General features: G+C 60.0%; 21 protein-coding genes and 2 pseudogenes. 14 read left to right on the forward strand and 9 right to left on the reverse strand.

Annotated elements, in window-relative coordinates:
* Positions 1–113: 113 nt before the first annotated feature.
* Complete coding sequence (locus tag EC915_RS10720) at positions 114–1358, reverse strand: AGE family epimerase/isomerase (RefSeq protein WP_133750498.1); 1245 nt, start codon at positions 1356–1358, stop codon at positions 114–116.
* A gap of 281 nt (positions 1359–1639) precedes the next feature.
* On the opposite strand from EC915_RS10720, the gene EC915_RS10725 reads away from it, so the two are divergent.
* The 3 genes from EC915_RS10725 to EC915_RS24820 all read left to right on the forward strand — a co-directional run bounded on the left by EC915_RS10725 (position 1640) and on the right by EC915_RS24820 (position 4019).
* Positions 1640–2128 carry a GFA family protein gene (locus tag EC915_RS10725; protein WP_133750499.1) on the forward strand — a complete coding sequence of 163 codons (489 nt, stop codon included), beginning with the start codon at positions 1640–1642 and terminating at the stop codon, positions 2126–2128.
* 137 nt (positions 2129–2265) lie between these two features.
* A complete protein-coding gene (locus EC915_RS10730) occupies positions 2266–3819 on the forward strand; it encodes an FAD-dependent oxidoreductase (RefSeq protein ID WP_133750500.1) in 1554 nt (517 codons plus the stop codon).
* 32 nt (positions 3820–3851) lie between these two features.
* Positions 3852–4019: a hypothetical protein gene (locus EC915_RS24820; protein ID WP_166650956.1), complete on the forward strand. Its 168-nt coding sequence runs from the start codon at positions 3852–3854 to the stop codon at positions 4017–4019.
* A gap of 121 nt (positions 4020–4140) precedes the next feature.
* On the opposite strand, the gene EC915_RS10735 is transcribed toward EC915_RS24820, so the two are convergent.
* Both EC915_RS10735 and EC915_RS10740 read right to left on the reverse strand, forming a co-directional pair.
* Positions 4141–4362 carry a hypothetical protein gene (locus EC915_RS10735; RefSeq protein WP_133750501.1) on the reverse strand — a complete coding sequence of 74 codons (222 nt, stop codon included), beginning with the start codon at positions 4360–4362 and terminating at the stop codon, positions 4141–4143.
* A 141-nt stretch (positions 4363–4503) separates the two neighbouring features.
* On the reverse strand, positions 4504–5595 hold the full coding sequence (locus EC915_RS10740; protein WP_133750502.1) for an MBL fold metallo-hydrolase: 1092 nt from the start codon (positions 5593–5595) through the stop codon (positions 4504–4506).
* Positions 5596–5824: 229 nt separating this feature from the next.
* Between EC915_RS10740 and EC915_RS10745 the strand changes: the two genes are divergently transcribed.
* The gene (locus EC915_RS10745) at positions 5825–6454 is read left to right on the forward strand and encodes a TetR/AcrR family transcriptional regulator (protein ID WP_133750503.1); all 630 of its coding nucleotides are present in this window, start codon (positions 5825–5827) and stop codon (positions 6452–6454) included.
* Here EC915_RS10745 and EC915_RS10750 read toward each other — a convergent pair.
* A pseudogene (locus EC915_RS10750) lies at positions 6451–7122 on the reverse strand (DJ-1/PfpI family protein). The gene EC915_RS10745 and the pseudogene EC915_RS10750 sit on opposite strands and share 4 nt — an antisense overlap.
* A 140-nt stretch (positions 7123–7262) precedes the next feature.
* On the opposite strand from EC915_RS10750, the pseudogene EC915_RS25595 reads away from it, so the two are divergent.
* Positions 7263–7364, forward strand: a pseudogene (locus EC915_RS25595) (hypothetical protein); the annotation flags it as partial.
* 72 nt (positions 7365–7436) lie between these two features.
* Positions 7437–8900, forward strand: a complete 1464-nt coding sequence (locus EC915_RS10760; RefSeq protein ID WP_133750505.1) for an amidohydrolase family protein — start codon at positions 7437–7439, stop codon at positions 8898–8900.
* A 135-nt stretch (positions 8901–9035) separates the two neighbouring features.
* Here the strand turns inward: EC915_RS10760 and fahA are convergent, their stop codons facing one another.
* Together fahA and hmgA are read right to left on the reverse strand one after the other, a co-directional pair.
* On the reverse strand, positions 9036–10334 hold the full coding sequence (fahA, locus tag EC915_RS10765) for a fumarylacetoacetase (protein WP_133750506.1): 1299 nt from the start codon (positions 10332–10334) through the stop codon (positions 9036–9038).
* A complete protein-coding gene (gene hmgA / locus EC915_RS10770) occupies positions 10331–11647 on the reverse strand; it encodes a homogentisate 1,2-dioxygenase (protein ID WP_133750507.1) in 1317 nt (438 codons plus the stop codon). Before hmgA ends, fahA begins: the two co-directional genes overlap by 4 nt.
* A gap of 166 nt (positions 11648–11813) precedes the next feature.
* Here hmgA and EC915_RS10775 point away from each other — a divergent pair, with 166 nt between their 5' ends.
* Positions 11814–12602, forward strand: a complete 789-nt coding sequence (locus EC915_RS10775) for an IclR family transcriptional regulator (RefSeq protein WP_133750508.1) — start codon at positions 11814–11816, stop codon at positions 12600–12602.
* Positions 12603–12745: 143 nt separating this feature from the next.
* Here the strand turns inward: EC915_RS10775 and hppD are convergent, their stop codons facing one another.
* Together hppD and maiA are read right to left on the reverse strand one after the other, a co-directional pair.
* A complete protein-coding gene (hppD, locus tag EC915_RS10780; RefSeq protein ID WP_133750509.1) occupies positions 12746–13822 on the reverse strand; it encodes a 4-hydroxyphenylpyruvate dioxygenase in 1077 nt (358 codons plus the stop codon).
* A 142-nt stretch (positions 13823–13964) separates the two neighbouring features.
* Positions 13965–14597, reverse strand: a complete 633-nt coding sequence (gene maiA / locus EC915_RS10785) for a maleylacetoacetate isomerase (protein WP_133750510.1) — start codon at positions 14595–14597, stop codon at positions 13965–13967.
* Between the two features lie 655 nt (positions 14598–15252).
* Between maiA and glcD the strand changes: the two genes are divergently transcribed.
* The 5 genes from glcD (at position 15253) to EC915_RS10810 (ending at position 21857) form a co-directional block, all read left to right on the forward strand.
* Entirely contained in the window at positions 15253–16752 is a 1500-nt protein-coding gene (gene glcD, locus EC915_RS10790; protein ID WP_133750511.1) for a glycolate oxidase subunit GlcD, read from the forward strand.
* Complete coding sequence (glcE, locus tag EC915_RS10795) at positions 16752–17849, forward strand: glycolate oxidase subunit GlcE (RefSeq protein ID WP_133750512.1); 1098 nt, start codon at positions 16752–16754, stop codon at positions 17847–17849. The genes glcD and glcE overlap by 1 nt, the downstream gene beginning before the upstream one ends.
* A 3-nt stretch (positions 17850–17852) precedes the next feature.
* A complete protein-coding gene (gene glcF / locus EC915_RS10800) occupies positions 17853–19076 on the forward strand; it encodes a glycolate oxidase subunit GlcF (RefSeq protein WP_133750513.1) in 1224 nt (407 codons plus the stop codon).
* Positions 19077–19122: 46 nt separating this feature from the next.
* Positions 19123–19530, forward strand: a complete 408-nt coding sequence (locus EC915_RS10805; protein ID WP_133750514.1) for a heme-binding protein — start codon at positions 19123–19125, stop codon at positions 19528–19530.
* Between the two features lie 143 nt (positions 19531–19673).
* On the forward strand, positions 19674–21857 hold the full coding sequence (locus tag EC915_RS10810; protein ID WP_133750515.1) for a malate synthase G: 2184 nt from the start codon (positions 19674–19676) through the stop codon (positions 21855–21857).
* A gap of 90 nt (positions 21858–21947) precedes the next feature.
* On the opposite strand, the gene EC915_RS10815 is transcribed toward EC915_RS10810, so the two are convergent.
* On the reverse strand, positions 21948–22964 hold the full coding sequence (locus EC915_RS10815) for a LacI family DNA-binding transcriptional regulator (protein ID WP_133750516.1): 1017 nt from the start codon (positions 22962–22964) through the stop codon (positions 21948–21950).
* A 272-nt stretch (positions 22965–23236) separates the two neighbouring features.
* On the opposite strand from EC915_RS10815, the gene EC915_RS10820 reads away from it, so the two are divergent.
* Positions 23237–23752 carry a gluconokinase gene (locus EC915_RS10820; protein ID WP_166650970.1) on the forward strand — a complete coding sequence of 172 codons (516 nt, stop codon included), beginning with the start codon at positions 23237–23239 and terminating at the stop codon, positions 23750–23752.
* Between the two features lie 111 nt (positions 23753–23863).
* Positions 23864–25216, forward strand: coding sequence for a GntP family permease (locus EC915_RS10825; protein ID WP_133750518.1), 1353 nt, complete (start codon positions 23864–23866; stop codon positions 25214–25216).
* Positions 25217–25699 lie beyond the last annotated feature (483 nt).

Raw genomic sequence — 25699 nt, forward strand, 5'->3', positions numbered from 1 at the left:
GACGGCTGCGAATACCGCGTTAGCTTACTTGCAGATTGAAATTCAAAGCTGCCCCTCCCCATGGAACACCTCCTGTCCCAGACGCCCGGCAGCACTCCGGACGCCGATGCGGATTACTGCAAACGCTCCAACGCGGTCGCCAGGCTTCGGGCCAGTGGCAGCAGCGGCAGCAGAGTGGCCTGATACGCGTGATAGAGGTCCGGTTTGCCCGCCCAGATGTCGGCGCTGGGTTGGTTCTGCGGGTTCAGCTCATGACGCCAGCTGCCGTGCTCTCGATCAATGAACAGGGTCTCGTTGAACTCCCAAAAGGTGCGATACCAGTTTTCATACTGCTGCTCGCCGGTACGCTGCAGCAGAGCGGCGGATGCCGCAGCCGCCTCGGCATGGGTCCAGTGCAAGCGATGACCCACCACCGGGCGGTTTTGCCAATCCAGCGTGTAGACAATCCCTGGCGCGCCATCGACATCCCAGCCGTAACGGCAAGCATTGTCGAATAACATCCGCGCGTCCTGAACCAGCCATGCGGGTGTTTCAAGCTTGGTCTCGTGTCGGGCGGCTTCCAGATGCAGCAACAATCTCGCCCACTCGAAGGCGTGGCCGGGGGTGGTGCCATAGGGGCGAAAACCATCGTCAGGCTTGTCGGCGTTGTATTCAGCCATCGGCTGCCATTGCAGGGTGAAGTGTTCGATCACCTGGTGATTATTGGCGGCGGCGTGTTGATGAATGACTCGCTCAACGATGCTCAGCGCACGGTCCAGCCAGCGCGCATCGCCGGTGACATCCGCCAGGGCGAGGAAGGCTTCGGTGCTGTGCATGTTGCTGTTGGCGCCGCGATAGCTTTCTTCTTCGCTCCAGTCACGGGAAAAGGACTCGCGCATGGCGCCCTCTTCCTCGCTCCAGAAATGCTCGGTGATGACGTGAATCGCCTGTTCCAGCAAGGCCTTGGCGCCGGGACGCTGGGCAACAACCGCGGAGCTGGCAGCCAGCGCCACGAAAGCATGCAGATAGGCGGCTTTGCCCGTATCGCCGTCCGCGTTCAGAGGTCTGGCAAACCAGCCGCCGTGCTCCGTATCACGCAACGGCCCGGCCAGCGCAGCAATGCCATGATCGACCAGCTTGGCACAGCCGGGGATGCCGTTGATATGCGCCAGGGCAAAGCTGTGGGTCATGCGCGCGGTGTTCATGGTCTCGGCGACCGCGTCTGCTGGCAACCGCCCTCGGTCATCCAGATTGCCGAAACCCTGGGGCAGCCTGGCCGCCTTGGCAAAGGTGAGCAAGCGATTGCCCTCTTGAGCCAGCCAGGCCTTGTGTCCGGGGGCACGCAACCAACTGCTGAAACCGCGATTCACATCATCCATTGCCTTGTCACCTATCTGCTCGGCAGGTTCAGCCCGCCAGGAATTATTAGTCGGGAAGGATCATGCAAGCCGGAACAGGGTTCCGGCAAGGGGCGCAGGTGAAACCATTAACTAGCGGCTTGGAAATCGATCGTCTGATCATGGGAGCGCGCTCCTTCGTGCGACAGGCAACCCATGCCTTCTACACGGCCCATCCGAACGCGCGTTCGAGGAAACATCGAACCTCGTCGCCTCATGAGGTCTAGAACAGTGAGTCAACATATTCGAAGACGGAGGCCATCATGCATCTGGAAGGTTCATGCCATTGCGGCGAAGTGGAGTTCAGCCTGACAAGCGCCCACCCCTACTCTTATCAACGCTGCTACTGCTCGATCTGCCGCAAGACGCAAGGCGGTGGTGGCTATTCGATCAATCTGGGTGGTGATGCCAACGGCCTGAAGGTCAAGGGCAGGCACAATATCGCCATTTATCACGCCAAAATGCGCGACGAGGAACACCAGCAGGCTCACACCAGCGACGCCGAGCGGCATTTCTGCAAGCTGTGCGGCAGCGGCCTATGGCTGTTCAGCCCGCAGTGGCCAGAGCTGATCCACCCGTTCGCCTCGGCCATCGACACACCACTGCCAACGCCGCCTGAGCATACGCATCTGTTGCTGGATTCCAAGGCATCGTGGGTCCAGGTGCAGGCAGGTCCAAAGGACCAACAGTTCGAGCAATACCCCAAAGAGTCGATTGCCCAGTGGCATGAACGGTTGGGTCTGGTTCGCTGAGGCGGCTCAATGGCTACTCGCACATCTTGCTGGAGGTCGAAGGTTACGGCGGCAAGGGACGCATTACGCTCCATCATATTCGCTGAACCTCTTGATCGACCGCCCACTCCCAAAACAAAGCCTGGGAGAAACTTAAAATGCCAATGCATCGAGTGGCGAGTCTGGCCGATCTTCGTCGAGATCGCGGGATTCAGGTTGAGGTGGGTGAAAAGAAGATTGTGCTGGTGCAGCATGGCGATGAGGTCCGCGCTTATCAGGGCGAGTGCCCACATGCAGGAGCGCCGCTGGCCGACGGGGCAATATGCAATGGACATCTGATTTGTCCGTGGCACAAGGCGGAATTTGCCATTTCGGACGGGCACCTGTGCGAGCCGCCCGCCCTGGATGCCCTCACACGCTATCCGCTGCTGGTGATAGAAGATCAGATTCACATCGATGATCAGGCCATGAAGCCCCCTCACAGCAACGTGCCCGACGACGATCGTTGCTTTGTCGTGATAGGTGCAGGCGCTGCGGGCACTGCAGCCGCCTGCGCCTTACGGGAAAAAGACTTCAACGGACGCCTGCTGCTGATTGACCGCGAAAGCAGACCCGGTTACGACCGCACGGCGCTGAGCAAATTCGTACTCGCGGCCGACATGCGCCCGGATGAGATCCCGCCCCTGCGCGAAGAGACCTTCTATGAAGAGAATCGAATCGAGCGTATCCAGGGCGAGGTGATGAAACTGGACGTCGTCAACAAACGCCTGACGTTGTCCGATGGACGTCGTATTACCTACGATGCCGCCTTGATCAGCACCGGTGGCGAGCCTCGCGTGCTGCCATTGGTCGGTGCTGATTTGCCGCAGGTGCTGACGCTGCGCTCGCGGGACGACGCAGCGAAAATCCTCGCTGCCGCGCAGCCAGGCAAGCATGCGCTGATTGTCGGCGACAGCTTCATCGGGCTTGAAGCCGCATCAGCCTTGCGTAAGCACGGAGTCGACGTGACGGTTATCGCCCATCACGAGACGCCCTTCGCCGCGCAACTGGGCGATAGAATCGGTAAAGCGTTGCGCGCCCTGCACGAACGAAACGGGGTTTTGTTCCGCACCCACGTCGATGTCAGCCGATTCGAGGGCGATGAACAGGCCGAAAACAGATGCCTGCAGACTGCCGTGCTTAACAACGGCGAGCGCATGCCGGTCGACCTGGCATTGATCGGCATCGGCGTCACGCCGTCCACTCAGTTCATCGATGGCCTGCAACTTGAGAAAGACGGATCGCTTGCCGTGGACTCAGGCATGAAAGTGGGCCCGGACCTCTGGGCGGCAGGCGATATCGCGACGTTTCCCGTCAACGGCCAGCCCCTGCGCATAGAGCATTGGCGTCTGGCCCAGCAACATGCGCGCATCGCCGCAAGCAACATGCTGGGCGGTGAAACACACTACGCCGACGTGCCTTTTTTCTGGACCTTTCACTTCGGCAAGCGCCTGGACTATTTGGGCCATGCCAAGGACTGGGACGATATCGTCTACCTGGGTGAGCCGGAAAACTTTGAATTCCTTGCGCTGATGTGTAAGCAAGGCACGGTGCACGCCGTGGTCAGCTGTAAGCGCGAACGTGAAATGGCTTTGCTCGCCGAACGCATGAAGCAACCTTTGTTCAAAGACGAAGCGTTGATGCTGATCAAGCAGATAAGCGACGGTGCTTGAGGGCACAGGTCGCAACACTTAAAGGAGAGTGAATGATGCCCAAAGAATCGAACCGTGAAGACCTGGACCACAAACCGGAAAACGCCAGCAAAGTCGGCGAAAAACACAAACAGGCCAATCAGCAGGGTGAACAACCCCGACGCCCCGAACCGCCCAAGGGGCAGGATCAGGACAAGGAGCACAATCAGAACAAACCCTGATCCACGCAGACGCCCAGAATCTGCTCACGAAGCCAGCCATTGGCTTGGTCCCGGTCAGCACGTTCGCTCCAGACCCTCTCCAGCGAAAACGCTGGCAGATCGTCTGGCAACTCTCGCACCGTCAGCCACGTCGGGGAGCCAGTGCGGCAAGAATCCGTCGGGGCAGTGTGAGGAAGCGGTCAGTGCCCCGCAGCAGTTGCAACGCCGAGCCATAGGTATCCGCGCAGGCCGCGATATGCCGCTCTGTGCCCTGACGAGCCAGCCAGCGGTCAACGAGATAGGCATTGGAAACCCAAGGTGTCGGATAGACGTGGTGACGCGTGGTAAAGGCCTCGACAGTCACGTGCGCGACAAACTGAAAACTGGCGGGCGGGTTTTAAAAATCAGGACGATCAGGGCCAAGGCTTCCCCCCTGAATCACAACAGGTCGTTACAGCAGTCAATGGCATTTCCGGACGCGCGCAGCTTATCCGCGATTGGCAGCTTATGCCTGTTGGCGATCGCAACGACGCCCACAACGTTGAGATGTCGGATCCTCGCTTTCGATCGCCTTCTCTACCTTCATCCACCAGGCCTCCCCGCGACTCGGGTACTGCATGTAGAAGGGCTGGCCCATTTCCGGTGTGGCAATGGAAATGCTGCGATCCCAGGCCAGGTTCAGAATCCGGTCGAAAGGCTCGTGCCAGGCGTGCATCGCCAGATCAAACGTGCCGTTGTGAATGGGCAGCAGCCATTTGCCGCGCACATCGATATGCGCCTGCAGGGTTTCTTCCGGTTGCATGTGCACGTCTGGCCATTGGGCGTTATAGGCGCCGGTTTCCATGAGCGTCAGCTCGAACGGGCCATAGTGCTCGCCAATCAGCTTGAAGCCATCGTGATAGCCGGTATCGCCGCTGAAGAAGATCCGCTGCGGGCCATCAATGATTACCCACGACGCCCAGAGCGTCTGGTTGCCGTCACGCAGGCTGCGTCCGGAAAAATGCTGGGCTGGGGCCGCGACGAAGCGGATACCGTGGATTTGGGTGGACTGCCACCAGTTCAGTTGCTGCACCTTGTCCGCGGGTACGCCCCACTCGATCAATGTATCGCCCACTCCAAGCGGGGTGATGAAATGCTCGGTCTTGTCCTTGAGCACCTGAATGCTCATGTGGTCGAGGTGATCGTAATGGTTGTGCGAAAGAATCACGGCTTTAAGCGGCGGCAAGTCTTGCAGGGTGATCGGCGGCTGATGGAAACGTTGCGGCCCGGCCCATTGAATTGGCGAAGCGCGCTCGGCAAACACCGGGTCGGTCAGAAAATACTGGTCGCGCAACTTAAGCAGCACTGTGGAGTGCCCCAGCCGATATACGGTGTTGTTCGGCGCGGCCAGCAGTTGCTGACGGGAAAGCACCTGAACCGGTATCTCACCCACGGGCCGCGTGTGCCGAGGTTTATTGACCATGGCATTCCAGAAAATACGCATCGTCTTCAGGAACCCGGAACGCTTCATTGGCTTGTGATTGCGGTAGCGGCCTTGTTCGCGGGATAGGACAGGCAGCGACGCAGCGCTGTCGAGTTTTTTTTCGATCGAGGCCATGAGGGTGCTGACTCCATGAAACGGGTGGAGATGTCTGCAACGACGAATGCATCGCAGAATGTTGCATACGGCTGGACGAAGTAAGGGGGAATTTGTAACAGCCTTTACACTACACAGTGTAGTTTCAAGCTTGCACGATCCCTAAAGGGAAGTAAACTGCCCGGTGTAATTTTCTCGCTGGATGATGCCATCCCTGCGCGAACTCCGGCCACCTCCCAGAAACGATGCCATGAACCTTGCGCTGCGCCTGACCGACCGAAAACGTGAATCCATTGTTCAGGCAGCCATTGCCGAATTCCGCGACAACGGTTTCGAGGTCACCAGCATGGATCGCATCGCCGCTCGGGCGGAAGTTTCCAAACGCACGGTCTACAACCATTTCCCGAGCAAGGAGGAGCTGTTTTCGGAGATGCTCCAGCGTCTGTGGACCAGGGCCACCGCGCAGCCTGACGCCAGCTATCGTCCAGATGTGCCGTTGCGTGATCAATTGCGCGAACTGCTGGGGGCCAAGATGAAAACCCTCGGCGATAGCAATTTCATCGATCTGGCGCGAGTCGCCATTGGCGCCACCATTCACTCTCCGGAGCGCGCGCAGGCCTGGGTCAATCGCCTCAACGAGCGCGAAGAGGCGTTTACCGTTTGGGTCCGCAGTGCCCAGCAAGATGGCCGACTCAAAGCCGTCGAGCCGGGCTTCGCCGCATCGCAGATTCATGCGCTTCTCAAGGCGTTCGCCTTCTGGCCTCAGGTCACGCTCAATGAACCGCTGCTGACGGCGGAAGAGCAACTGCCGGTGGTGGAGTCGGCCCTGGACCTGTTTCTGTGCTGGTACGAGATCAAGACTGCGCCGGTAAAGGCCTAACGATGCCCCGCCGTAATGCGTTCGACAATTTGTCGACGCGCTTGAAGTCCCGGCGCCGCGCGCTCCTTTGCGACAGCCAGCACAGGAGCGGGCGCGGTGTTCGGACGGCCTGCATCGAACGGTGGCGCCGGGGCATATTCAATTTGCAACTGGATGGCCTGGGCGGTATCGGCATCGAAAGAGCTCGCTGATCAGGGTTAGGGCAAATCGATACCCGCTGTGACGCCGCCGCCGGTCATCAGGTTGCCGTCACGCACCACACGCTGATGCACTGGGATCGCGCCGAATTTTTCCAGCAAACCATGAAACGCCCAATGAGTAGTCGCGCGCTTGCCTTCAAGCAGGCCCGCCGCCCGCAATACCAGCGCCCACAGACGTCACATATTGCGTATGTGCGGCTTGCTACCTGATGAAGGCCAGCGTCTCGGCGTCCTCCAGCAAGGTATCGATGCCCACGCCGCCGGGTACGCAGATCACGTCCAGATCCGGGCAGTCATCAAATGTGCGGGTGGGCAACAGGCCCAGCCCGGTGCAGGACAACAATGGATCAAGGCATTTCCAGATCAGAATGCACGGTCACGCCGGGCAGGCTGGCAAGACGTCTTAAGGGCCGGTCAAATCCTGCTGTTGAACCAGGGGAATGCCAGCAGGCCGATGTGCAGGGTCATGGATGTTGCTCCTGTGTTGACGTGCAAGCGAGAAGAAGTCGGTTGCGTGGACGACTGAACTGTAGCCGGATAGGCTTTTGCGGATACGCCATGGACCCCACATTTCCCGCCGACGTATCTGGGAATCTGCCATGCCAGACATGGTCGATCCGCATCCTCGCGTTCCCGATGTGCAACTTCTGGATATCTCCGGGCCGCTACAGGTCTTCGCTTCGGCTAATGTGCACGCTGCGGAAAACGGATGGATAACGCTCAAACTGGCCCTCGACGACTACCGCGGCGGTGAAGACGGCCTGCCGCTTGGAGACTGAACCATGCCTTACGACCTGATCATTCGCGACGCGCTGGTGATCGACGGCAGCGACAGCCCCGGCTATCGCGCCGACGTGGCGATTGGCAACGGGCGCATTCAGCGTATTGGCAATCTGCACGGCGTTTCGGCCAGCGAGGAAATCAACGCCGCAGGCCGAGTGTTAGCGCCAGGTTTCATCGATGTGCACACCCACGATGACACGGTGGTGATTCGTCAACCCGAGATGCTGCCCAAGATCACCCAAGGCGTGACCACGGTGATCGTCGGCAACTGCGGGATCAGCGCGTCGCCGGTAACGCTGGCAGGCGATCCGCCCGATCCGATGAACCTTCTGGGGCCGGCCAGCGCATTCGTTTACCCACGATTCAGGGACTATCGCCAAGCGGTGGATCAGGCACGGCCGGCGGTCAATGTGGCCGCCTTGATCGGCCACACGGCGCTGCGCAGCAATCATCTGGACGACCTGATGCGTACCGCCCGGCCTGCCGAGATCAGCGCCATGCGCGAACAGCTGCGCGTGAGTCTGCAGGACGGTGCATTGGGACTGTCGACCGGTCTTGCGTATGCCTCGGCCTACTCGGCAGAAACCGATGAGGTCAAACAGCTGGCCGAGGAGCTGACCGCTTTTGGTGCGGTGTACACCACGCACTTGCGCAGCGAATTCAAACCGGTGCTGGAGGCAATGCAAGAAGCCTTTGAGATCGGCCGCCATGCCCGGTCACCCGTAGTGATATCCCATCTCAAGTGCGCCGGCGCAGGCAACTGGGGCCGCAGTCCACAGCTGCTCGACGCGCTGGAAACAGCCGCACGGACCCAGCCGGTCGGCTGTGATTGTTATCCCTATGCCGCCAGCTCCTCGACCCTGGACCTTAAACAGGTCACCGACGCCTTTCGGATCACCATCACCTGGTCCACGCCTTGCCCGGATCAGGGTGGGCGCGATCTGCAGGACATTGCCGCCGGCTGGAACCTGTCGCTGCTGGACGCCGCGCGCAAACTGCAACCGGCTGGCGCGGTGTATTACGGCATGGACGAACAGGACGTGCAGCGCATCATGCAACACCCACTGTCGATGATCGGCTCGGACGGTCTGCCGGAAGATCCGTTTCCGCATCCGCGCCTTTGGGGAGCATTCCCCAGGGTGTTGGGACACTTCAGTCGCGATCTCGGCCTGTTCCCGCTGCACAAAGCCATTCACAAGATGACCGGACTGACCGCCACCCGCTTCGGCCTGCACGAGCGAGGGTTTATTCGCCAGGGGTATTGGGCAGATCTGGTGTTGTTCAACGCCGCCACCGTGCGCGATGTTGCCGACTTCACGGCGCCCAAACGCGCCGCCGAGGGTATCGACGGGGTGTGGGTGAACGGGCATTTGAGCTATGCCGGGGGCAAACCGCAAGGTGAGCGGCACGGGCGGTTTTTGCAGAGAAGCGGCTCTTTGGTTTCAGGATTCAAGCAAGGCTGAAAACCGCGGCGCCAGAACCTGCCTTGCGAGAATGAATTCACTCCCACAGGTGAACTGCAACTTCCTGTGGGGGCGAACTGATTTTGGCCAGCACTGCGGTGATGACTGTCGGATCATTGAGCAACCCTTTGAAGGCTAACCGACAATCACTGCGCGACACTCGCCAAACCCGATACTCACCTCGCCATCCTTGCGGCATCTGGCCTTGAGGATCACTTCATCACCGGCCTCCAGGAACTTGCGCGTCTCCCCGGTCGGCAATTGGACCGCGTGCTTCCCACCCTCGGTCATTTCCAGCAGGCTGCCGAGCTGACCGGCCCGCGGACCAGACAAGGTGCCGGTGCCGAACAGGTCGCCTGCCTGCAACTTGCAGCCGTTGACGCTGTGGTGGGTCACCATCTGCGCCACGGTCCAGTACATGTTCAGCGTGTTGCTCAAGGCCAGGCGCTGCGGCGCGATACCCTGTTCTTTCATCTGCGCAGTGAGCAGCAACACTTCCAGCTCGATATCCAGTGCGCCGTGTCGCTGATCCTGTTCGTCGAACAGATAATCCAATGGCTTGGGATCACCCGCCGGGCGCTCGGGCTGGGCGCTGCAAAATGGCGCCAGCGCCTCTGCGGTCACCACCCAGGGCGAAATGCTGGTGGCGAAGCTCTTGGACAGGAACGGCCCCAGCGGCTGATATTCCCAAGCCTGCAGATCGCGCGCGGACCAGTCATTGAGCAGGCAGAAACCGGCGATATGCTCGCCCGCCTCGGTGATGCCAATAGGCTCTCCGGCTTCATTGCCCTGCCCCATCCACACACCGACTTCCAGCTCGTAATCCAGACGCTTGCTCGGTCCGAACGCGGGCACCTCGGCACCGGGCGCGAGGGTCTGGCCGTTGGGGCGTTTGATCGGTGTCCCCGACACACACAGCGTCGAGGCACGTCCGTGGTAGGCAATGGGCACGTATTTGTAATTCGGCAGCAGCGGATTGTCCGGGCGGAACAGCTTGCCGACGTTCATCGCGTGGTGGATACCAACGTAGAAGTCGGTGTAGTCGCCCACGTGGGCTGGCAGGTGCATCCGACACTCGCTCATCGGCACCAGCAGGCTGTCACCCAAAGCTTGCAGTCGCTCGCGCTGCGCACTGTGTTCATCCAGCAGCTTCAACAGCTCGTTTCGTAATGCCTTGCGTGGCGACGCACCCAAGGCAAAGAAGGCGTTGAGCTGACCGCGACTGGCGGCTTCAGCGGCAATCCGCGCACTGCCCTCGAACAAATTCGCATCAAGCGCAGCCTGCAGATCGAAGATGAAGTCGCCAACTGCCGCCCCCCCCTGTTTTTCGCCGCCTGAGCGACTGAATACGCCAAACGGCAGATTCTGCAGCGGAAAGTCAGGGTGATCATTGGCGCAGGTCACCCAACTGCGAGGGTGATTGGAGGTGCTCATCGGTGGCTGTCCGTATCAAAGGTTTTGAAGATTCTGGCAAGGCCGTCCCAGCAAGCGTCGTAGTCGCCTTGCAACTGCGGACACTCCAGCGCATGAGTGCTGGGGCGCAGGACTTTGCCGGTTTCGAACATGAATGCCATGGTCTGCTCCAGCTTGTGTGGTTTGAGTTCGGCAGCGATGGCTCTTTCGGCCGTGGCATTGTCTGGACCGTGGGCACTCATGCAATTGTGCAGCGACGCGCCACCGGGCATGAACCCCTCAGCTTTGGCGTCGTAGGCGCCGTCGATCAGCCCCATGAATTCGTTCATCAGGTTGCGATGGAACCAGGGCGGACGGAAGGTGTTTTCCGCCACCATCCAGCGCGGTGGAAAGATCACAAAGTCGACATTGGCCTGCCCCAGGGTCGTGCCCGGTGACGTCAAAACCGTAAAGATCGAGGGGTCCGGGTGGTCGTAGCTGATGGTGCCGATGGTATTGAACAGGCGCAGATCGTACTTGTACGGAACGTTGTTGCCATGCCATGCCACCACGTCGAACGGAGTGTGCTCAAGCCGGGTTTCCCAGAGTTCACCGAGGAATTTCTGCACCAGTACGGTGGGTTGCGCACTCGCGTCGAAATGCGCCACTGGCGCCTGAAAATCCCGGGGGTTGGCCAGCCCGTTGCTGCCGATAGGCCCCAGTTCCGGCAAACGCAGTGCACAGCCGTGGTTTTCGCAAATGTAGCCACGCGCCGGCCCATCGAGCAGCTGCACGCTGAATTTCAGCCCGCGTGGAATGACGGCAATTTCCAGCGGCTGGATGTCCAGCAGGCCGAGTTCAGTGATCAGGCGCAAACGGCCCTGTTGCGGAACGATCAACCATTCCCCATCGGCGTTGAAAAAAGCGCGTTCCATGGAGCGATTGGCGGTATAGACATAAACACTGACGCCGTCGGCCTGATCTGCTGCCGAAGTACTGACGAGCGCGGTCAGGCCTTCGAGCAAGTCAGTGGAGTCGGCGGGAATGTCAAAGGCGTTCCAGCGCAACCGATTGGGGTTGATCGGCCCCTGCTCCATACCGGTAATTTGCCGGTCCAGACGCTGAAATTTCGGGTGCGCTGCGGACGGCTTGATCCGGTACAGCCAGGTACGCCGGGCTTCGGCACGGGGCACGGTGAAGGCAGTGCCCGAGAATTGCTCGGCGTAGAGGCCCAGAGCATGACGCTGCGGCGAGTTTTGCCCGGCCGGCAACCCACCCGGTAACGCCTCGCTGCTGAATTGATTGCCCAAGCCGGATTGATAGCGCAGAGCGTCGGGGGCAGGTGTAGTGGACATTTCGACCTCTTGTTTTTGTGTGCATACCGATCGGATGTGCCCGGATGGGAATGGGCAAACCGGATCAGGATCGAATAATCGTAACCGAATTACGCATAACGTAATTTGAGTTTGCCAAACGGTCAAGCTATAAAGCAGCCTTCTCCCACTGGCGCACGCCCCGCTCATGACCGAAGACACCGCACCACCCGCCGCTGCGCGCCAGCAGAAAGTGCAATCCGCCGAAGTCGGCGTGGGCATTCTTAAGGCCCTGGCCGAACTCACGCCCGCCACCTCATTGTCCAGACTCGCCGAACACGTCGAGATGCCCGCCAGCAAGGTCCACCGTTATCTACAAGCGCTGGTGGACAGTGGCTTCGCTGAGCAGGATCCGGTCACCAATCATTACCGGCTGGGACGCTCGGCCCTGCAGGTGGGTCTGGCGGCGTTGAGCCAGCTGGACGTGTTGAAAGTCAGCGCTCCACAGCTGATCGCCCTGCGTGATGAGTTCAACGAAAGCTGTTTCCTGGCGGTGTGGGGCAACAAAGGGCCGACAGTGGTTTACGTTGAGCAATCGCTGGGCGCAGTCACGCTGGTCACGCAGATCGGCTCGGTACTGCCGCTGCTGGGCTCTTCCACCGGGTTGGTATTCGACGCCTTTCTATCGAGCGCAGAGACGGAAACCTTGCGCGAGACTGAGTCTGCAAGCCTTGACGGCCAGCAACTGAAGGAGATTGACCGGCACATCAAGGAGATCCGCAGCACGGGTGTGCATCAGATTCACGGCATGCTGATGACCGGGGTCAATGCCGTGTCGTCACCGGTGTTCGCCATGGGCAACAAGCTGGTGGGCGTGGTAACGATTGTGGGCTCGGCGTCAGTGTTTACCGACCAGCGCCAAGCGGCAGCGGCGCAGAGGCTCAGGGAAACGGCGCAGGCCATCAGTGCGCGAATGGGCGGGGAAATGCCGGCCTGAGCCCATTTATAACGCACACAAACCCTGTGGGAGCGAGCTTGCTCACGATAAGCCAGGTGCATCCGCCTTATCTTCAGTGCCTGGAAATCAGCATTCGCGAGCAAGCCCGCTCCCACAGGTAAAAAAGCGTCAGTCGCGGATACTCAATCCGCCGTTAACACGCCCCGACGCAACTGGTCCCGCTCGATGGATTCGAACAGGGCCTTGAAATTGCCCTCGCCAAAACCATCGTCGCCCTTGCGCTGAATGAACTCGAAAAATACCGGCCCCATCAGGGTCTCCGAAAAAATCTGCAGCAGCAGACGCTGGCTGCCACCTTCGGACGTGCCATCCAGCAAGATTCCGCGCGCCTTGAGTTCATGTTCAGGCTCGCCATGGTTGGGCAGGCGGCCTTCGAGCATTTCGTAATAGGTTTCCGGCGGCGCAGTCATGAAGCGCATGCCCAGGGCCTTGAGCCGGTCCCAGGTGTCGATCAAGTCTTCGGTGAAGAACGCCACGTGCTGAATGCCTTCGCCGTTGAACTGCATCAGGAACTCTTCGATCTGCCCCGCGCCTTTTGACGACTCTTCGTTCAGCGGAATGCGGATCATGCCGTCGGGTGCAGTCATGGCCTTGGAGGTCAGGCCGGTGTACTCACCCTTGATGTCGAAGTAGCGAAGCTCGCGGAAGTTGAACAGCTTTTCGTAGAAATTCGCCCAATAAGCCATACGCCCGCGATAGACGTTGTGGGTCAGGTGGTCGATGAATTTCAGGCCCGCACCTGCTGGTTGGCGGTCAACGCCCTCGATGAACACAAAGTCGATGTCATAGATCGACGTGCCTTCGCCAAACCGGTCGATCAGGTACAGCGGCGCGCCGCCAATGCCTTTAATCGCTGGCAGTCGCAGTTCCATCGGGCCAGTGCCGATTTCGATCGGCTGCGCGCCCAGTTCCAGTGCACGCTGATAGGCCTTTTGCGAATCCTTGACCCGGAACGCCATGCCGCACACGGCGGGGCCATGCTCGGCGGCAAAGTAAGACGCTTCGCTGTGAGGTTCGTTGTTGAGGATGATGTTGATCGCGCCCTGGCGATAAAGCGCCACGTTCTTGGAACGGTGGTTGGCGACTTTGGTGAAGCCCATGATCTGGAAAACGGGTTCCAGGGTGCCAGGGGTCGGCGCGGCGAATTCGATGAACTCGAAGCCCATCAGGCCCATTGGATTTTCGTAAAGGTCGGTCACGGTCTTGCTCCTGCTGAAAAGTGAAATGCACTGCGGCGAAGATCACTGTTCAACAGGTGGCGCACAGGGAATTCCCCGCACGCTGCGGGCGAGGAAATCGCCGAAGATCAATTGCAAACCGAGAATTTTCATGAGCGAAAGATTACTCCGGCCTGTCGGGTTGCGCGTCGGGGTGCGCGTTCTGGAAAGCCGGATGTTGCAATGCGAGCGCCTCTACCCGACAGATCCGCACAAAGGCACTCAGGTCGACATTGAAACGCCGCGCTGCATACAGTTGCGGCAGCAAGTAGACATCGGCAAGGCCCACATTGCCAAAACAGAAACCCTCGTCGCCGATGAGCGCTTCAACGGTGGTCAGGCCCTCGGTAATCCAGTGGCCGGTCCAGGCCGTCACGTCACTTTCGCCATGGGCCAGACCGCGCAGACGGTTGAGTACGGCAACGTTGTGCAGCGGATGAATGTCACAACCGATCACCGCTGCCACTTCACGATGGCAAGCACGCTCGAGCAGATCGACGGGCAGTAATGCAGGGGAAGGCGAACGCTCTTCGAGGTATTCGATGATGGCCATCGATTGAATGATCACCTCGCCCCCATCGAGTCTCAACGCAGGCACCCGGCCCTGAGGATTGATCGCCAGATAATCGGGCTTGCGATGCTCACCGCCGTCACGGATCAGGTTCACCGGAATCGCGTTGGTCTCAAGGCCCTTCAGCGCCAGCGCGATACGCACGCGGTAGCTGGAGGTGGATCGGTAGTAGGTGAAAAGGTCCACGGTAAGGCCTGTCTTTGTTTTTATTTTCGTAAATGATTTACGCAATGCGTAAACTGCGACATAAACCTGCAGCTGTCAAGGATGACGCTCGCCCGCCCCGACGCTTAGAATTGGCTCACCGATTTAACTGACGCTGCAGAGCGTGTGTGCGTGGGCGTGCTCACGAAGGATGAGGCGCCGCTGGCAGGGATTGGATGGCTGGACCGGCCTCCTCGCGAGCCGGCTCGCTCACACGGGAAGCGCGGAGGTAGCGCCTTGGGCGAGAGGACCAGACTCACTTCCCCTGAGCGCCTCTTGAGCGTCACGTGTGTTGCGTGAAAGTGTCACGCCCAGCCCTCAAGCCGCATCGTCGCCCTGCAGCAGGCAGCCTGCTTGCGCCTACGACTGATTGCCCGGACTCGCATCAAGCTGGTATGACCAGTGGCAGAAAATGAATTCACCCAATCACCGCTGTATTACAGGCGCTTGATTCACATCGATTTTTATCAATACCACTGTACAAACCCTGAAAAAAACTGGTTCGACCAGTGCTTTCAGGCGTGGACAGTACGGGGAGCACGGCGAATGATGCAAGTCAGCGGTAGAACGTTCCCCCCAGGAACGGACCTCCTATAAAGCACCCTTTATAAATACAAGAGAGGGTTGTAAACCCATCATGAACATCCTGTACGACGAACGCGTCGATGGTGCGTGGCCTGCCATCGACAAGGCCGGGTTGCTGAGCTCCCTACAAGCGCGGATGCCTGATCTGGATATCCTCCACCGCGAGGAAGAACTGCGCCCCTATGAATGCGACGGACTCTCTGCCTACCGCACCATGCCGATGCTGGTGGCGCTGCCCGAGCGCATCGAACAAGTGCAGACGCTGCTCAAGGTATGTCATGAGCGCGGGGTGCCAGTGGTGACCCGTGGCGCTGGCACAGGTTTGTCCGGCGGGGCCCTGCCGCTGGCCAAAGGCGTGCTGTTGGTGATGGCGCGCTTCAACAAGATTCTGCACATTGACCCGGCCGGGCGTTTCGCTCGGGTGCAACCCGGCGTGCGCAATCTGGCGATCTCACACGCGGCCGCGCCCTATGACCTGTATTACGCCCCTGACCCGTCCTCGCAGATCGCCTGCTCCATCGGCGGCAACGTCGCGGAAAACGCAGGCGGCGTGCACTGCCTCAAATATGGCCTGACCGTGCACAACCTGCTCAGCGTCAACATTCTCACGGTCGAAGGTGAGCACATGGTGCTGGGCTCCGATGCTCTGGATACACCCGGTTTCGACCTGCTGGCGCTGTTCACCGGATCAGAAGGCATGCTTGGCATTATCACTGAAGTCACTGTGAAGCTGCTGCCCAAGCCCCAAGTCGCGCGGGTATTACTGGCCGCCTTCGATTCGGTTGAAAAAGCCGGTCGCGCCGTGGGCGACATCATTGCCGAGGGCATCATTCCCGGTGGGCTGGAGATGATGGATAACCTGGCAATCCGCGCCGCCGAAGATTTCATTCACGCCGGCTACCCCATAGCGGCTGAAGCGATTCTGTTGTGCGAGCTGGACGGCGTCCAGGCCGACGTTCACAACGACTGTGAACGGGTTCGCGCGGTGCTGGAAAAAGCCGGCGCTACCGAAGTCCGTCAGGCTAAAGACGAAGCCGAACGTGTGCGTTTCTGGGCCGGGCGCAAGAACGCGTTCCCTGCGGTAGGTCGCTTGTCGCCGGATTACTACTGCATGGACGGCACCATTCCGCGCCGTGAATTGCCAGGCGTATTGAAGGGCATTTGCGCCCTGTCCGAGGAATATGGCCTTCGGGTCGCCAATGTCTTCCACGCGGGCGACGGCAACATGCACCCACTGATCCTGTTCGATGCCAATCAACCGGGCGAACTGGACCGGGCCGAAGCGTTGGGCGGCAGGATTCTGGAACTGTGCGTCAAAGTGGGCGGCAGCATCACCGGCGAACATGGCGTGGGTCGCGAGAAGATCAATCAGATGTGCGCGCAGTTCAACAGCGACGAGTTGACACTGTTCCACGCAATTAAAGCGGCGTTCGACCCCAGCGGCACGCTTAACCCCGGCAAAAACATCCCGACCCTGCACCGCTGCGCGGAGTTCGGCGCGATGCATGTGCACATGGGCAAGCTGCCTTTCCCCGAACTGGAGCGCTTCTGATGGGTGCCGAACGCCAATCGAATCTCACCGCTCAGGATCAAGACGCCAGTGACGTACTGCTGGGACAGGTCAACCAGGCCATTGAGGTCGGTATGCCATTGCGAATTCAGGGCGCCAACAGCAAGGCCTTTCTCGGGCGCGAAGTAGCCGGTGAAGTTCTCGACACGCGAATCCACCGCGGCATTGTCAGTTACGACCCCACCGAACTGGTCATCACCGCCCGCGCCGGCACGCCCCTGAGCGAACTCAATGCCGCGCTGGACCAGGCCGGCCAGATGCTGCCGTGTGAACCCCCGACCTTCAGCGACGGCGGCGTCAGCGATGCCACAGTCGGCGGGATGATTGCTGCGGGTTTGTCCGGTCCGCGTCGACCATGGTCCGGGTCGGTACGCGATTTCGTGCTCGGCACGCGGGTGATCACAGGGCTGGGTAAACACCTGAAATTCGGCGGCGAAGTCATGAAAAACGTCGCCGGTTACGACCTCTCACGCTTGATGGCCGGCAGTTTCGGCTGCCTGGGCGTCATCACCGAAGTGTCACTGAAGGTGCTGCCCAAGCCACGGTTGTGTACCAGCCTGGCCCTGGAAATGGACAGCAACCGTGCCCTTGCCCACCTGGCCAAGTGGGGTCAGCAACCTTTGCCAATCAGCGCTGCAAGCCACGACGGCCGTGTACTGCGCCTGCGTCTGGAAGGCGGCGAAGGGTCGGTGGCGGCAGCTCATGATCGTCTGGGCGGCGAGCCCATCGACCCGCTTTACTGGCGCGCCTTGAACGAGCACCGCCTGGACTTTTTCACTGATGGTCGGGCGCTGTGGCGTTTGTCGCTGCCGACCAACACCGGCGTGCTGGAGCTTGCGGGCGATCAGTTGATCGACTGGGGCGGTGCGCAGCGCTGGCTGAAGAGTGATGCCAGCGGCCGTGAGATTCGCGCCATCGTCAGCGCGGTCGGTGGTCATGCGACCTGTTACAGCCACGGCCTCGACGACGTCCCGTTTCAGCCATTGGCAGCGCCACTCTTGCGCTATCACCGCCAGCTCAAGGCGCAACTTGATCCGCACGGGATTTTTAACCCGGGCCGAATGTACGCGGAGATATGAACCATGCAGACCACCCTGAGCGAACACGCGAAAAGCCTGCCCCGCGCTGAAGAAGCCGAGAGCATTCTGCGCAGTTGCGTGCACTGCGGTTTCTGCAACGCGACCTGCCCGACCTATCAACTGCTGGGCGACGAACTGGACGGCCCGCGTGGACGCATCTACCTGATCAAGCAGGTGCTCGAAGGCAAGGAAGTCACGGAAAAAACCCAGCTGCATCTGGACCGCTGCCTGTCCTGTCGTAACTGCGAGACCACCTGCCCTTCGGGGGTCAACTATCACAACCTGCTGGACATTGGTCGCGCCGTGGTCGATGCCGCCGTGCCACGCCCGATGAGTCAGCGCCTGCTGCGTGAAAGCCTGCGTGCAGTAGTGCCCAACGCGGCGCTGTTCAAGCGTCTGACTCAAATGGGCAACGCGTTTCGGCCATTGCTGCCTGCCAACCTGCAATCCAAGTTGCCCGATAACATCCGACCGGCCAAGGCACGCCCGACCCGCCAACATGCGCGTCAGGTGCTGATGCTGGAAGGCTGCGTGCAACCCGGCCTGTCGCCAAACACCAACGCTGCCACGGCGCGGGTGCTGGATCGGCTGGAAATCGGCGTCACATCCATTGCCCAAGCCGGTTGCTGCGGTGCTGTGGACTATCACCTCAACGCACAGGAGCAAGGCCTGGACCGCGCCCGTCGTAACATCGATGCCTGGTGGCCCGGGATTCAGGCCGGTGCCGAAGCGATCGTGCAGACCGCCAGCGGCTGCGGGGCCTTCGTCAAGGATTACGGGCATATGCTGCGCGACGATCCCACCTACGCTGAAAAGGCTGCGAAAGTCAGCGCCTTGACCAGGGATCTGGTCGAAGTGCTGCGGGCCGAGCCTCTGGAAAAACTCGGCGTCTGCGACAGCACAAGACTGGCGTTTCATTGCCCTTGCACACTGCAACATGCGCAAAAACTCGGCGGTGCAGTAGAGTCGGTGTTGACGCGGTTGGGCTTCAATCTGACCATGGTGCCCGACAGCCATCTATGTTGCGGCTCGGCGGGCACTTACTCGATCACGCAGCCGGAGCTGTCCAGGCAGTTGCGCGACAACAAGATGAATGCGCTGGAAAGTGGCAAGCCGCACGTCATTGCGACTGCAAACATCGGTTGTCAGACCCACCTGGCAAGCGCCGGCCGCACGCCAGTCAAACACTGGATCGAACTCATAGAGGACGCCCTGCATCCAAGTTGATCGCAGGTCGTCTTTCATCCTTTACGTCACTGCTCAGGAGCGCTGCATGAAAACCAAATCTGTACTGACCCAGACCGAAGTCACTCAGATCCTCGCCGCCGCCCGTAAAGAGGCGCAGGCCAATGGCTGGGCGGTATCCATCGCCGTAACCGATGACGGCGGCCACCTGCTGGGCTTCGAGCGTCTGGATGGCTGCGCGCCGATCGGCGGCTACATTGCCATCGAAAAGGCACGCACCTCGGCCCTGGGGCGCCGTGAATCCAAAGGCTATGAAGAAATGGTCAATGGCGGCCGTACCGCCTTCGTCAGCGCACCCTTGCTGACCTCACTGGAAGGTGGCGTACCGGTGATCGTGGACGGCGAAACCATCGGCTCCGTCGGCGTGTCCGGCGTGAAGGCCGATCAGGACGCGCAGGTCGCTAAAGCAGGCGTTGCGGCGGTGAAGGCGGGTTAGCTGCCAGCGCTTTTGATTCTGCCCGGAGGGCGTGGCAGCTGGCTTGCTGACAATCTGGCGCGCAGCGGCAGTAAAGCTGACATTCAGTCTGTGTCTGACACTCCGTGCGGTCTGGTTACATGTTTATTTATGGGAGACCCGAGATGACCGAATTCGTCAACTGCCACAACCTTAAGGTGGCAGCCAACCTGAAACGCTTTGTCGACGAGGACGTGCTTCCCGGAACAGGGCTGAGTCCGGAGGTCTTCTGGGCTGATTTCGACTCGCTGGTCCACGACCTGGCGCCCATCAATCGTGAGCTGCTGGCCGAGCGTAATCGTCTGCAGACCCAGCTCGACAAGTGGCACAAATCCAATCCCGGGCCGGTCACCGACATGCCTGCCTACATCGCCTTCCTGCTCTCCATCGGCTACCTGCAACCGGTGCCGGCCGAGGTCAAGGTCAAGGTCACTACCAGCAAGGTCGATATCGAAGTCAGCGAACAGGCCGGTCCACAACTGGTCGTGCCCGCCGCAAACGCCCGCTATGCACTGAACGCCGCCAACGCCCGCTGGGGCTCGCTGTACGACGCGCTGTATGGCACTGACGCGATATCCAGTGCCAACGGCGCAGAAATCAAGGCCGGTTATAACCCGCTGCGCGGCGCCAAAGTCATTGCTTTTGCCCGTGCCCTGCTTGACCAGGCCGCGCCACTGGCAACCGGTTCCCACGTGGACGCCAAGGCTTACGCCGTGGACAGCGGCGAACTGCGGGTCACCCTTGCCGATGGCAGCCAGTCGTCCTTGGCGCAGCCGGAAAAATACGTCGGTTATCAGGGTCAGCTGCTGCAACCCAAGGCGATTCTTCTGAAGAATAACGGACTGCACATCGAAATCCAGATCGATCCTGCAAGCCCCATCGGCGGCAGCGATCCGGCAGGCATCAAGGACCTGCTGCTGGAAGCGGCGCTGTCCACCATCATCGACTGCGAAGACTCGGTGGCCGCGGTCGACGCCGACGACAAGCTGGTGATTTACCGCAACTGGCTGGGGCTGATGAAGGGTGACCTGAGTGAAGAGCTGGTCAAGGGCGGCAAGACCCTGACCCGCCGTCTCAACCCTGATCGCCAATACACCGCTGCCGATGGCAGCCAGATCACGCTGCACGGTCGCTCGCTGCTATTCATCCGCAACGTCGGCCATCTAATGACCAGCCCTGCGATTGTGTATGACGGCAAGAAGGAAATCCCCGAGGGCATTCTGGACGGCGTGATCACCAGCCTCATCGCCCTGCATGATCTGCACAACCGCACCAATTCACGAGCCGGCAGCGTGTATATCGTCAAACCGAAGATGCACGGCCCTGCCGAAGTCGCGTTTGCCGACCAGCTGTTCAGCCGTATCGAGGACGTTGTGAAGATTCCTCGCAATACCTTGAAAATGGGCATCATGGACGAAGAGCGGCGTACCAGCGTCAACCTCAAGGCGTGCATCAACGCCGCATCGGCCCGGGTCGCATTCATCAACACCGGCTTCCTGGATCGTACGGGCGACGAGATGCACACCTCGATGGAAGCCGGCCCGATGCTGCGCAAGGGCGACATGAAAACCACGCCATGGATCAAAGCCTATGAGCGCAGCAACGTGCTGGTGGGCCTGGCGTGCGGGCTGCGTGGTCGGGCACAGATCGGCAAGGGCATGTGGGCGATGCCGGATCAAATGGCCGACATGCTGGAACAGAAGATCGCCCATCCGGAAGCCGGCGCGACCACGGCGTGGGTGCCCTCGCCCACTGCCGCGACCTTGCACGCACTGCACTACCATACAGTCGACGTAAAGGCGGTACAGCAAGAGCTGGAACACATTGATCTGGACGCCATCAGCGAAGAGATCCTGCTGGATCTGCTGAGCATTCCCGTGGCTGCAGCCCCGAAATGGACCGAAGAGCAGATTCGTGAAGAAGTCGAAAACAATGCTCAGGGTCTGCTGGGCTATGTCGTGCGCTGGGTGGAACAAGGCGTGGGCTGCTCGAAAGTCCCGGACATTCACAACGTTGGCCTGATGGAGGACCGTGCCACGCTGCGCATCTCCAGTCAGCACATCGCCAATTGGCTGCGCCATGGTGTGATTCACGAGCATGAAGCGCTGGACATCCTCAAGCGCATGGCCAAAGTGGTGGACAAGCAGAATGCCGGTGATTCTGCCTATAAACCAATGGGAGAAAACTTTGAAAAGTCGGTCGCGTTCCAGGCGGCATCGGCGCTGGTGTTCAAAGGACGCGAACAACCGAGCGGGTATACCGAGCCGTTATTACATGAGTTCCGCCTGGCATTCAAAAAGGACCGCTGATAAGGCAATTTGAGGTGCGTCGCGAGATGTGTGGAGCTGCTGTAGGCTCCCACAACGTGCTCGCGGTCCTGCGAAGGCTTGTCCAGCGCTTCAGGTACTTTCTCGCACTACCAGCTCAAATCCCAGGTCCACCTGTGTCTCTTGAACATTGCCGTCCAGTAGCCCGAGCAGCAGTTGCGCGGCACGCTGGCCGACCTGTTCGCGGGGGGTGCGAATGGACGTCAGGCGCGGGACCATGTGCGCCGAGCCGGGCAAATCATTGAAGCCGATCAGCGCGACCCGCTCGGGAATCCTGATCCCGCGCCGCAAGGCCTCAAGCGCGGCGCCCTGAGCCAGGTCATCGTTGCAGAAAAAAACCCCATCCACGTCCGGGTGCTCCGCCAGCAGGCGGGCGAACAGCTCCCCACCCAAGCCTATCGAGGAAGGCAGCGGCGAGGCCATCTGCAAGCTGTCGTCGTACAGCCCCTGCTCTTCCAGGGCTCGGCGAAAACCGCTACCACGCTGGATCACCCGTGGGTCCAGTTGCGCGGACACATAAGCCAGACGCCGGCGACCGCGACTCAACAAATGTCGCGCAGCCTGCGCGCCCGCCTGCTGTTGGGAGAACCCGACACAAGGCTCTGTTCGGGCGGGATCGAGTTCCATCATGTGCACGCAGGGCACCCCGCTGGCCGCCAGCGCGTCTCGCGACGCCGGGCTGTGATCAAAACCGGTCAGAATGACGCCCCGGGGCCGGTTTGCCAGATGACTGCGCAGCAGGTTCTCTTCCTCTACAGGCGAGTAGTGATAATTACCGATCACCACTTCCAGGCCACGAGGGCGCAAGACGGTTTGTATGGCTTCGAGCGTTTCGATGAACAGCTGGTTAGACAACGAAGGCACCAGCACTACCACCGACTGACTGTGCGAGGACGCCAGCGCACGCGCAGCAGGGTTGGCGACATAGCCTAGACTCTGCGCAGCCGCCCGCACTTTCTCAACCAGCTCTGGCGCCACGGTCGCTATGCCACGCAAGGCTCTTGAGGCCGTGATAGGAGAGACTGCGGCGAGCCTGGCGACTTCATTGAGAGTGGGACGACCGGTGGAGCGGGAACCAATACGTGTCATGCATTGCCAACTACTGGAAGGAAAAGTCGCAGGGGTTGCGATTGTCCGGGATGGGCTCTAAGGTAGCGCTATCTCACGGAGGCCCGCAACTTTCCTCGATCCTATTGGCGAGCGGGAGTGCTGCATCTCATGGACAGCGAGATACCCATAACAATGACTACACCCGGAAAACAGTCTTGCCGGACTTGCACACCATCTGGCAAAGATAGCGCTGTCTTCGGGACGAGGTTTTTATGACTACTGCTCCAAATGCTATATCCGCCGTCGTGGTAATGGGTGTGTCCGGTTGCGGCAAAAGTGCTGTCGGCGCTGAAATTGCCAAAAACAGCGGCGGCCGCCTGATCGAGGGCGATGCGTTTCATCCCCAAGCCAATATCGACAAGATGAGCGCTGGTCATCCTCTGAACGACGAAGACCGTGCTGGCTGGTTGACCCGCCTGGGCGAGGAAGTCGCGACCGCCGTGCGCAATGGCGAGAAACCGGTGCTGACCTGCTCCTCCCTCAAGCTCAGCTACCGCGACCGTCTGCGTGCCGCTGTGCCGGGCCTGGCCTTCGTATTTCTCGAGTTGACCCCAGAGCTGGCGGCCGATAGGTGCTCGCACCGACCAGGCCATTTCATGCCGGCCAGTCTGGTCGACAGCCAGTTCGCGACGCTTGAGCCGCCTTACGGCGAAGACCGCACGCTGGTCGTCGACGCCACCCAATCGATCGAATCCATCGGTGCCGAAGCGGCAACCTGGTGGCGTGCATCGCAAACTTCCACTGCCAACGCCCTCACCGGTTCCTGATCGACCCGGCGCGAGCGACCAAGACAGCGCTGTCTTTTTAGGTGCACTAGGAAGTGCGCGAAGCGCTGAGCAGTAGCTCCAAAAAAACAAAATACAACGGAGAGACACCCCATGTTCGGTATGACTCAAGACACGTATCTGCTGGTCGATGCGTTGGTGACCATCATTGGCCTTGTGCTTTTGATCACCAAGTTCAAAGTCCACCCTTTTATTGCGCTGACCATCGCCGCAGGTTTTCTCGGGTTGACCTCCGGTATGCCGGTAGACAAGGTCATGAAGTCGTTCCAGGACGGCTTCGGCGGCGTACTGGGTTTCGTCGGTATCATCCTCGGTCTGGGCACCATGCTCGGCAAGCTGATGGCTGACTCCGGCGGTGCCGACCAGATCGCCCAGACCCTGATCCGTCGCTTCGGCAAGGAGCGGGTTCACTGGGCCATGATGTTTTCGGCGTTCCTGGTGGGTATCCCGCTGTTCTTCGAAATCGGCTTTGTGCTGCTGATCCCGTTGGTGTTCATCGTCGCGCGCCGTAGCGGCGTGTCCATCGTCAAGATCGGTATCCCGCTGCTGGCCGGACTGTCGGCCGTTCACGGCCTGGTGCCTCCGCATCCGGGACCGCTGCTGGCCATCGGCATTTTCAATGCCGACATCGGCAAGACGATTTTCTACGGCCTGATCGTTGCCTTTCCTACGGCGATCATTGCTGGCCCGATCTTCGGCAAATGGATTTCCAAACGTATTCCCGGCAGTCCCAACAAGGCATTGATGGATCAGATTGCCAAGGAGTCCACCAACGAGAATCTGCCAAGCTTCGGCATCACGCTGCTGACCATCCTGTTGCCGGTGTTCTTGATGCTGTTGAAAACCTTCGCCGACGTCGCGTTGCCGAATGGCCATATCTTCCGCATCTGGATGGACTTCATCGGTCACCCGATTGCCGCCTTGCTGTTCGCTCTGCTGCTGGCGTTCTACACCTTCGGTTCGGCCCGAGGCTTCAGCCGTGAACAGATCATCAAGCTGCTCGACCAGAGCCTGGCGCCTGTAGCGGCCATCGTACTGATCGTCGGTGCCGGCGGCGGTTTCAAGCAAATGCTGGTAGACAGCGGTGTCGGCAACCTGATCGGGCATATGGCCGTTCAGGCGCAGATCTCGCCGATCCTCCTGGCGTGGCTGGTGGCTGCGGTGATTCGCGTGGCCACCGGTTCCGCAACGGTTGCGACCATCACCGGTGCCGGTATCGTTGCGCCAGTCGTAGCATTGGTGCCCGGCGTCAATCGCGAGCTACTGGTATTGGCCACCGGCGCAGGGTCGTTGATCCTGTCCCACGTGAACGACGCCGGTTTCTGGCTGGTGAAGCAGTACTTCAACATGACTGTGGTCGAAACCCTCAAAACCTGGACCGTGATGGAAACCATCCTGTCCGTGGTGGGCATTACCCTGATCATGCTGTTGTCGCTGGTGGTCTGATTCCCTGACCGCTGCCTGCGTGCCCACCCTCGCGGTGGGCACGTCATTTGTGGGGCGCACACCCTGCAGATATCCTCCCGACACCCTCAAACGGCTAGCCCGTCGCAATTCCCCCATAAGCTTTATCACTTTGCCTACACATAATTCCGAAGTCTCCTACAATCCTTTTGGGAGATCACGTACAGGCCGACTAATGAAAATTTCATCCCCGCTTGGCACGAGTTCTTTGCATTAAATGCGAAAGGAGTGTGCAATAGGCGCCGCCCCGGATCTGGCTATCAGACCCATAGCCAATATTTCCGGGGATTTGTTGCCGCAAACAGGCAAAATTCGTATGCCGCTTAGCCTCAGGTGCATCAGACTAATGACAAGAATAAGAACCTGGGGGAATTAAAATCGTGCCAATGACGTCATACTGATGAACGCATTTGGATGCACTCGGCAATCACCATCACCCAAAGGCTAACGCCAGCCTCCTGGTAG

Origin of the sequence: Pseudomonas sp. LP_7_YM (assembly GCF_004364435.1) — a bacterium.
GTDB lineage: Bacteria > Pseudomonadota > Gammaproteobacteria > Pseudomonadales > Pseudomonadaceae > Aquipseudomonas.

Coding starts and splice junctions, on each gene's coding strand:
- EC915_RS10720 (WP_133750498.1), bottom strand. CDS start 1,358: ATGGATGATGTGAATCGCGGTTTCAGCAGTTGGTTGCGTGCCCCCGGA.
- EC915_RS24820 (WP_166650956.1), top strand. CDS start 3,852: ATGATGCCCAAAGAATCGAACCGTGAAGACCTGGACCACAAACCGGAA.
- fahA (WP_133750506.1), bottom strand. CDS start 10,334: ATGAGCACCTCCAATCACCCTCGCAGTTGGGTGACCTGCGCCAATGAT.
- EC915_RS10775 (WP_133750508.1), top strand. CDS start 11,814: ATGACCGAAGACACCGCACCACCCGCCGCTGCGCGCCAGCAGAAAGTG.
- EC915_RS10745 (WP_133750503.1), top strand. CDS start 5,825: ATGAACCTTGCGCTGCGCCTGACCGACCGAAAACGTGAATCCATTGTT.
- glcD (WP_133750511.1), top strand. CDS start 15,253: ATGAACATCCTGTACGACGAACGCGTCGATGGTGCGTGGCCTGCCATC.
- glcF (WP_133750513.1), top strand. CDS start 17,853: ATGCAGACCACCCTGAGCGAACACGCGAAAAGCCTGCCCCGCGCTGAA.
- glcE (WP_133750512.1), top strand. CDS start 16,752: ATGGGTGCCGAACGCCAATCGAATCTCACCGCTCAGGATCAAGACGCC.
- EC915_RS10760 (WP_133750505.1), top strand. CDS start 7,437: ATGCCTTACGACCTGATCATTCGCGACGCGCTGGTGATCGACGGCAGC.
- EC915_RS10825 (WP_133750518.1), top strand. CDS start 23,864: ATGTTCGGTATGACTCAAGACACGTATCTGCTGGTCGATGCGTTGGTG.
- EC915_RS10815 (WP_133750516.1), bottom strand. CDS start 22,964: ATGACACGTATTGGTTCCCGCTCCACCGGTCGTCCCACTCTCAATGAA.
- hmgA (WP_133750507.1), bottom strand. CDS start 11,647: ATGTCCACTACACCTGCCCCCGACGCTCTGCGCTATCAATCCGGCTTG.
- EC915_RS10740 (WP_133750502.1), bottom strand. CDS start 5,595: ATGGCCTCGATCGAAAAAAAACTCGACAGCGCTGCGTCGCTGCCTGTC.
- EC915_RS10730 (WP_133750500.1), top strand. CDS start 2,266: ATGCCAATGCATCGAGTGGCGAGTCTGGCCGATCTTCGTCGAGATCGC.
- EC915_RS10805 (WP_133750514.1), top strand. CDS start 19,123: ATGAAAACCAAATCTGTACTGACCCAGACCGAAGTCACTCAGATCCTC.
- EC915_RS10725 (WP_133750499.1), top strand. CDS start 1,640: ATGCATCTGGAAGGTTCATGCCATTGCGGCGAAGTGGAGTTCAGCCTG.
- EC915_RS10820 (WP_166650970.1), top strand. CDS start 23,237: ATGGGTGTGTCCGGTTGCGGCAAAAGTGCTGTCGGCGCTGAAATTGCC.
- EC915_RS10810 (WP_133750515.1), top strand. CDS start 19,674: ATGACCGAATTCGTCAACTGCCACAACCTTAAGGTGGCAGCCAACCTG.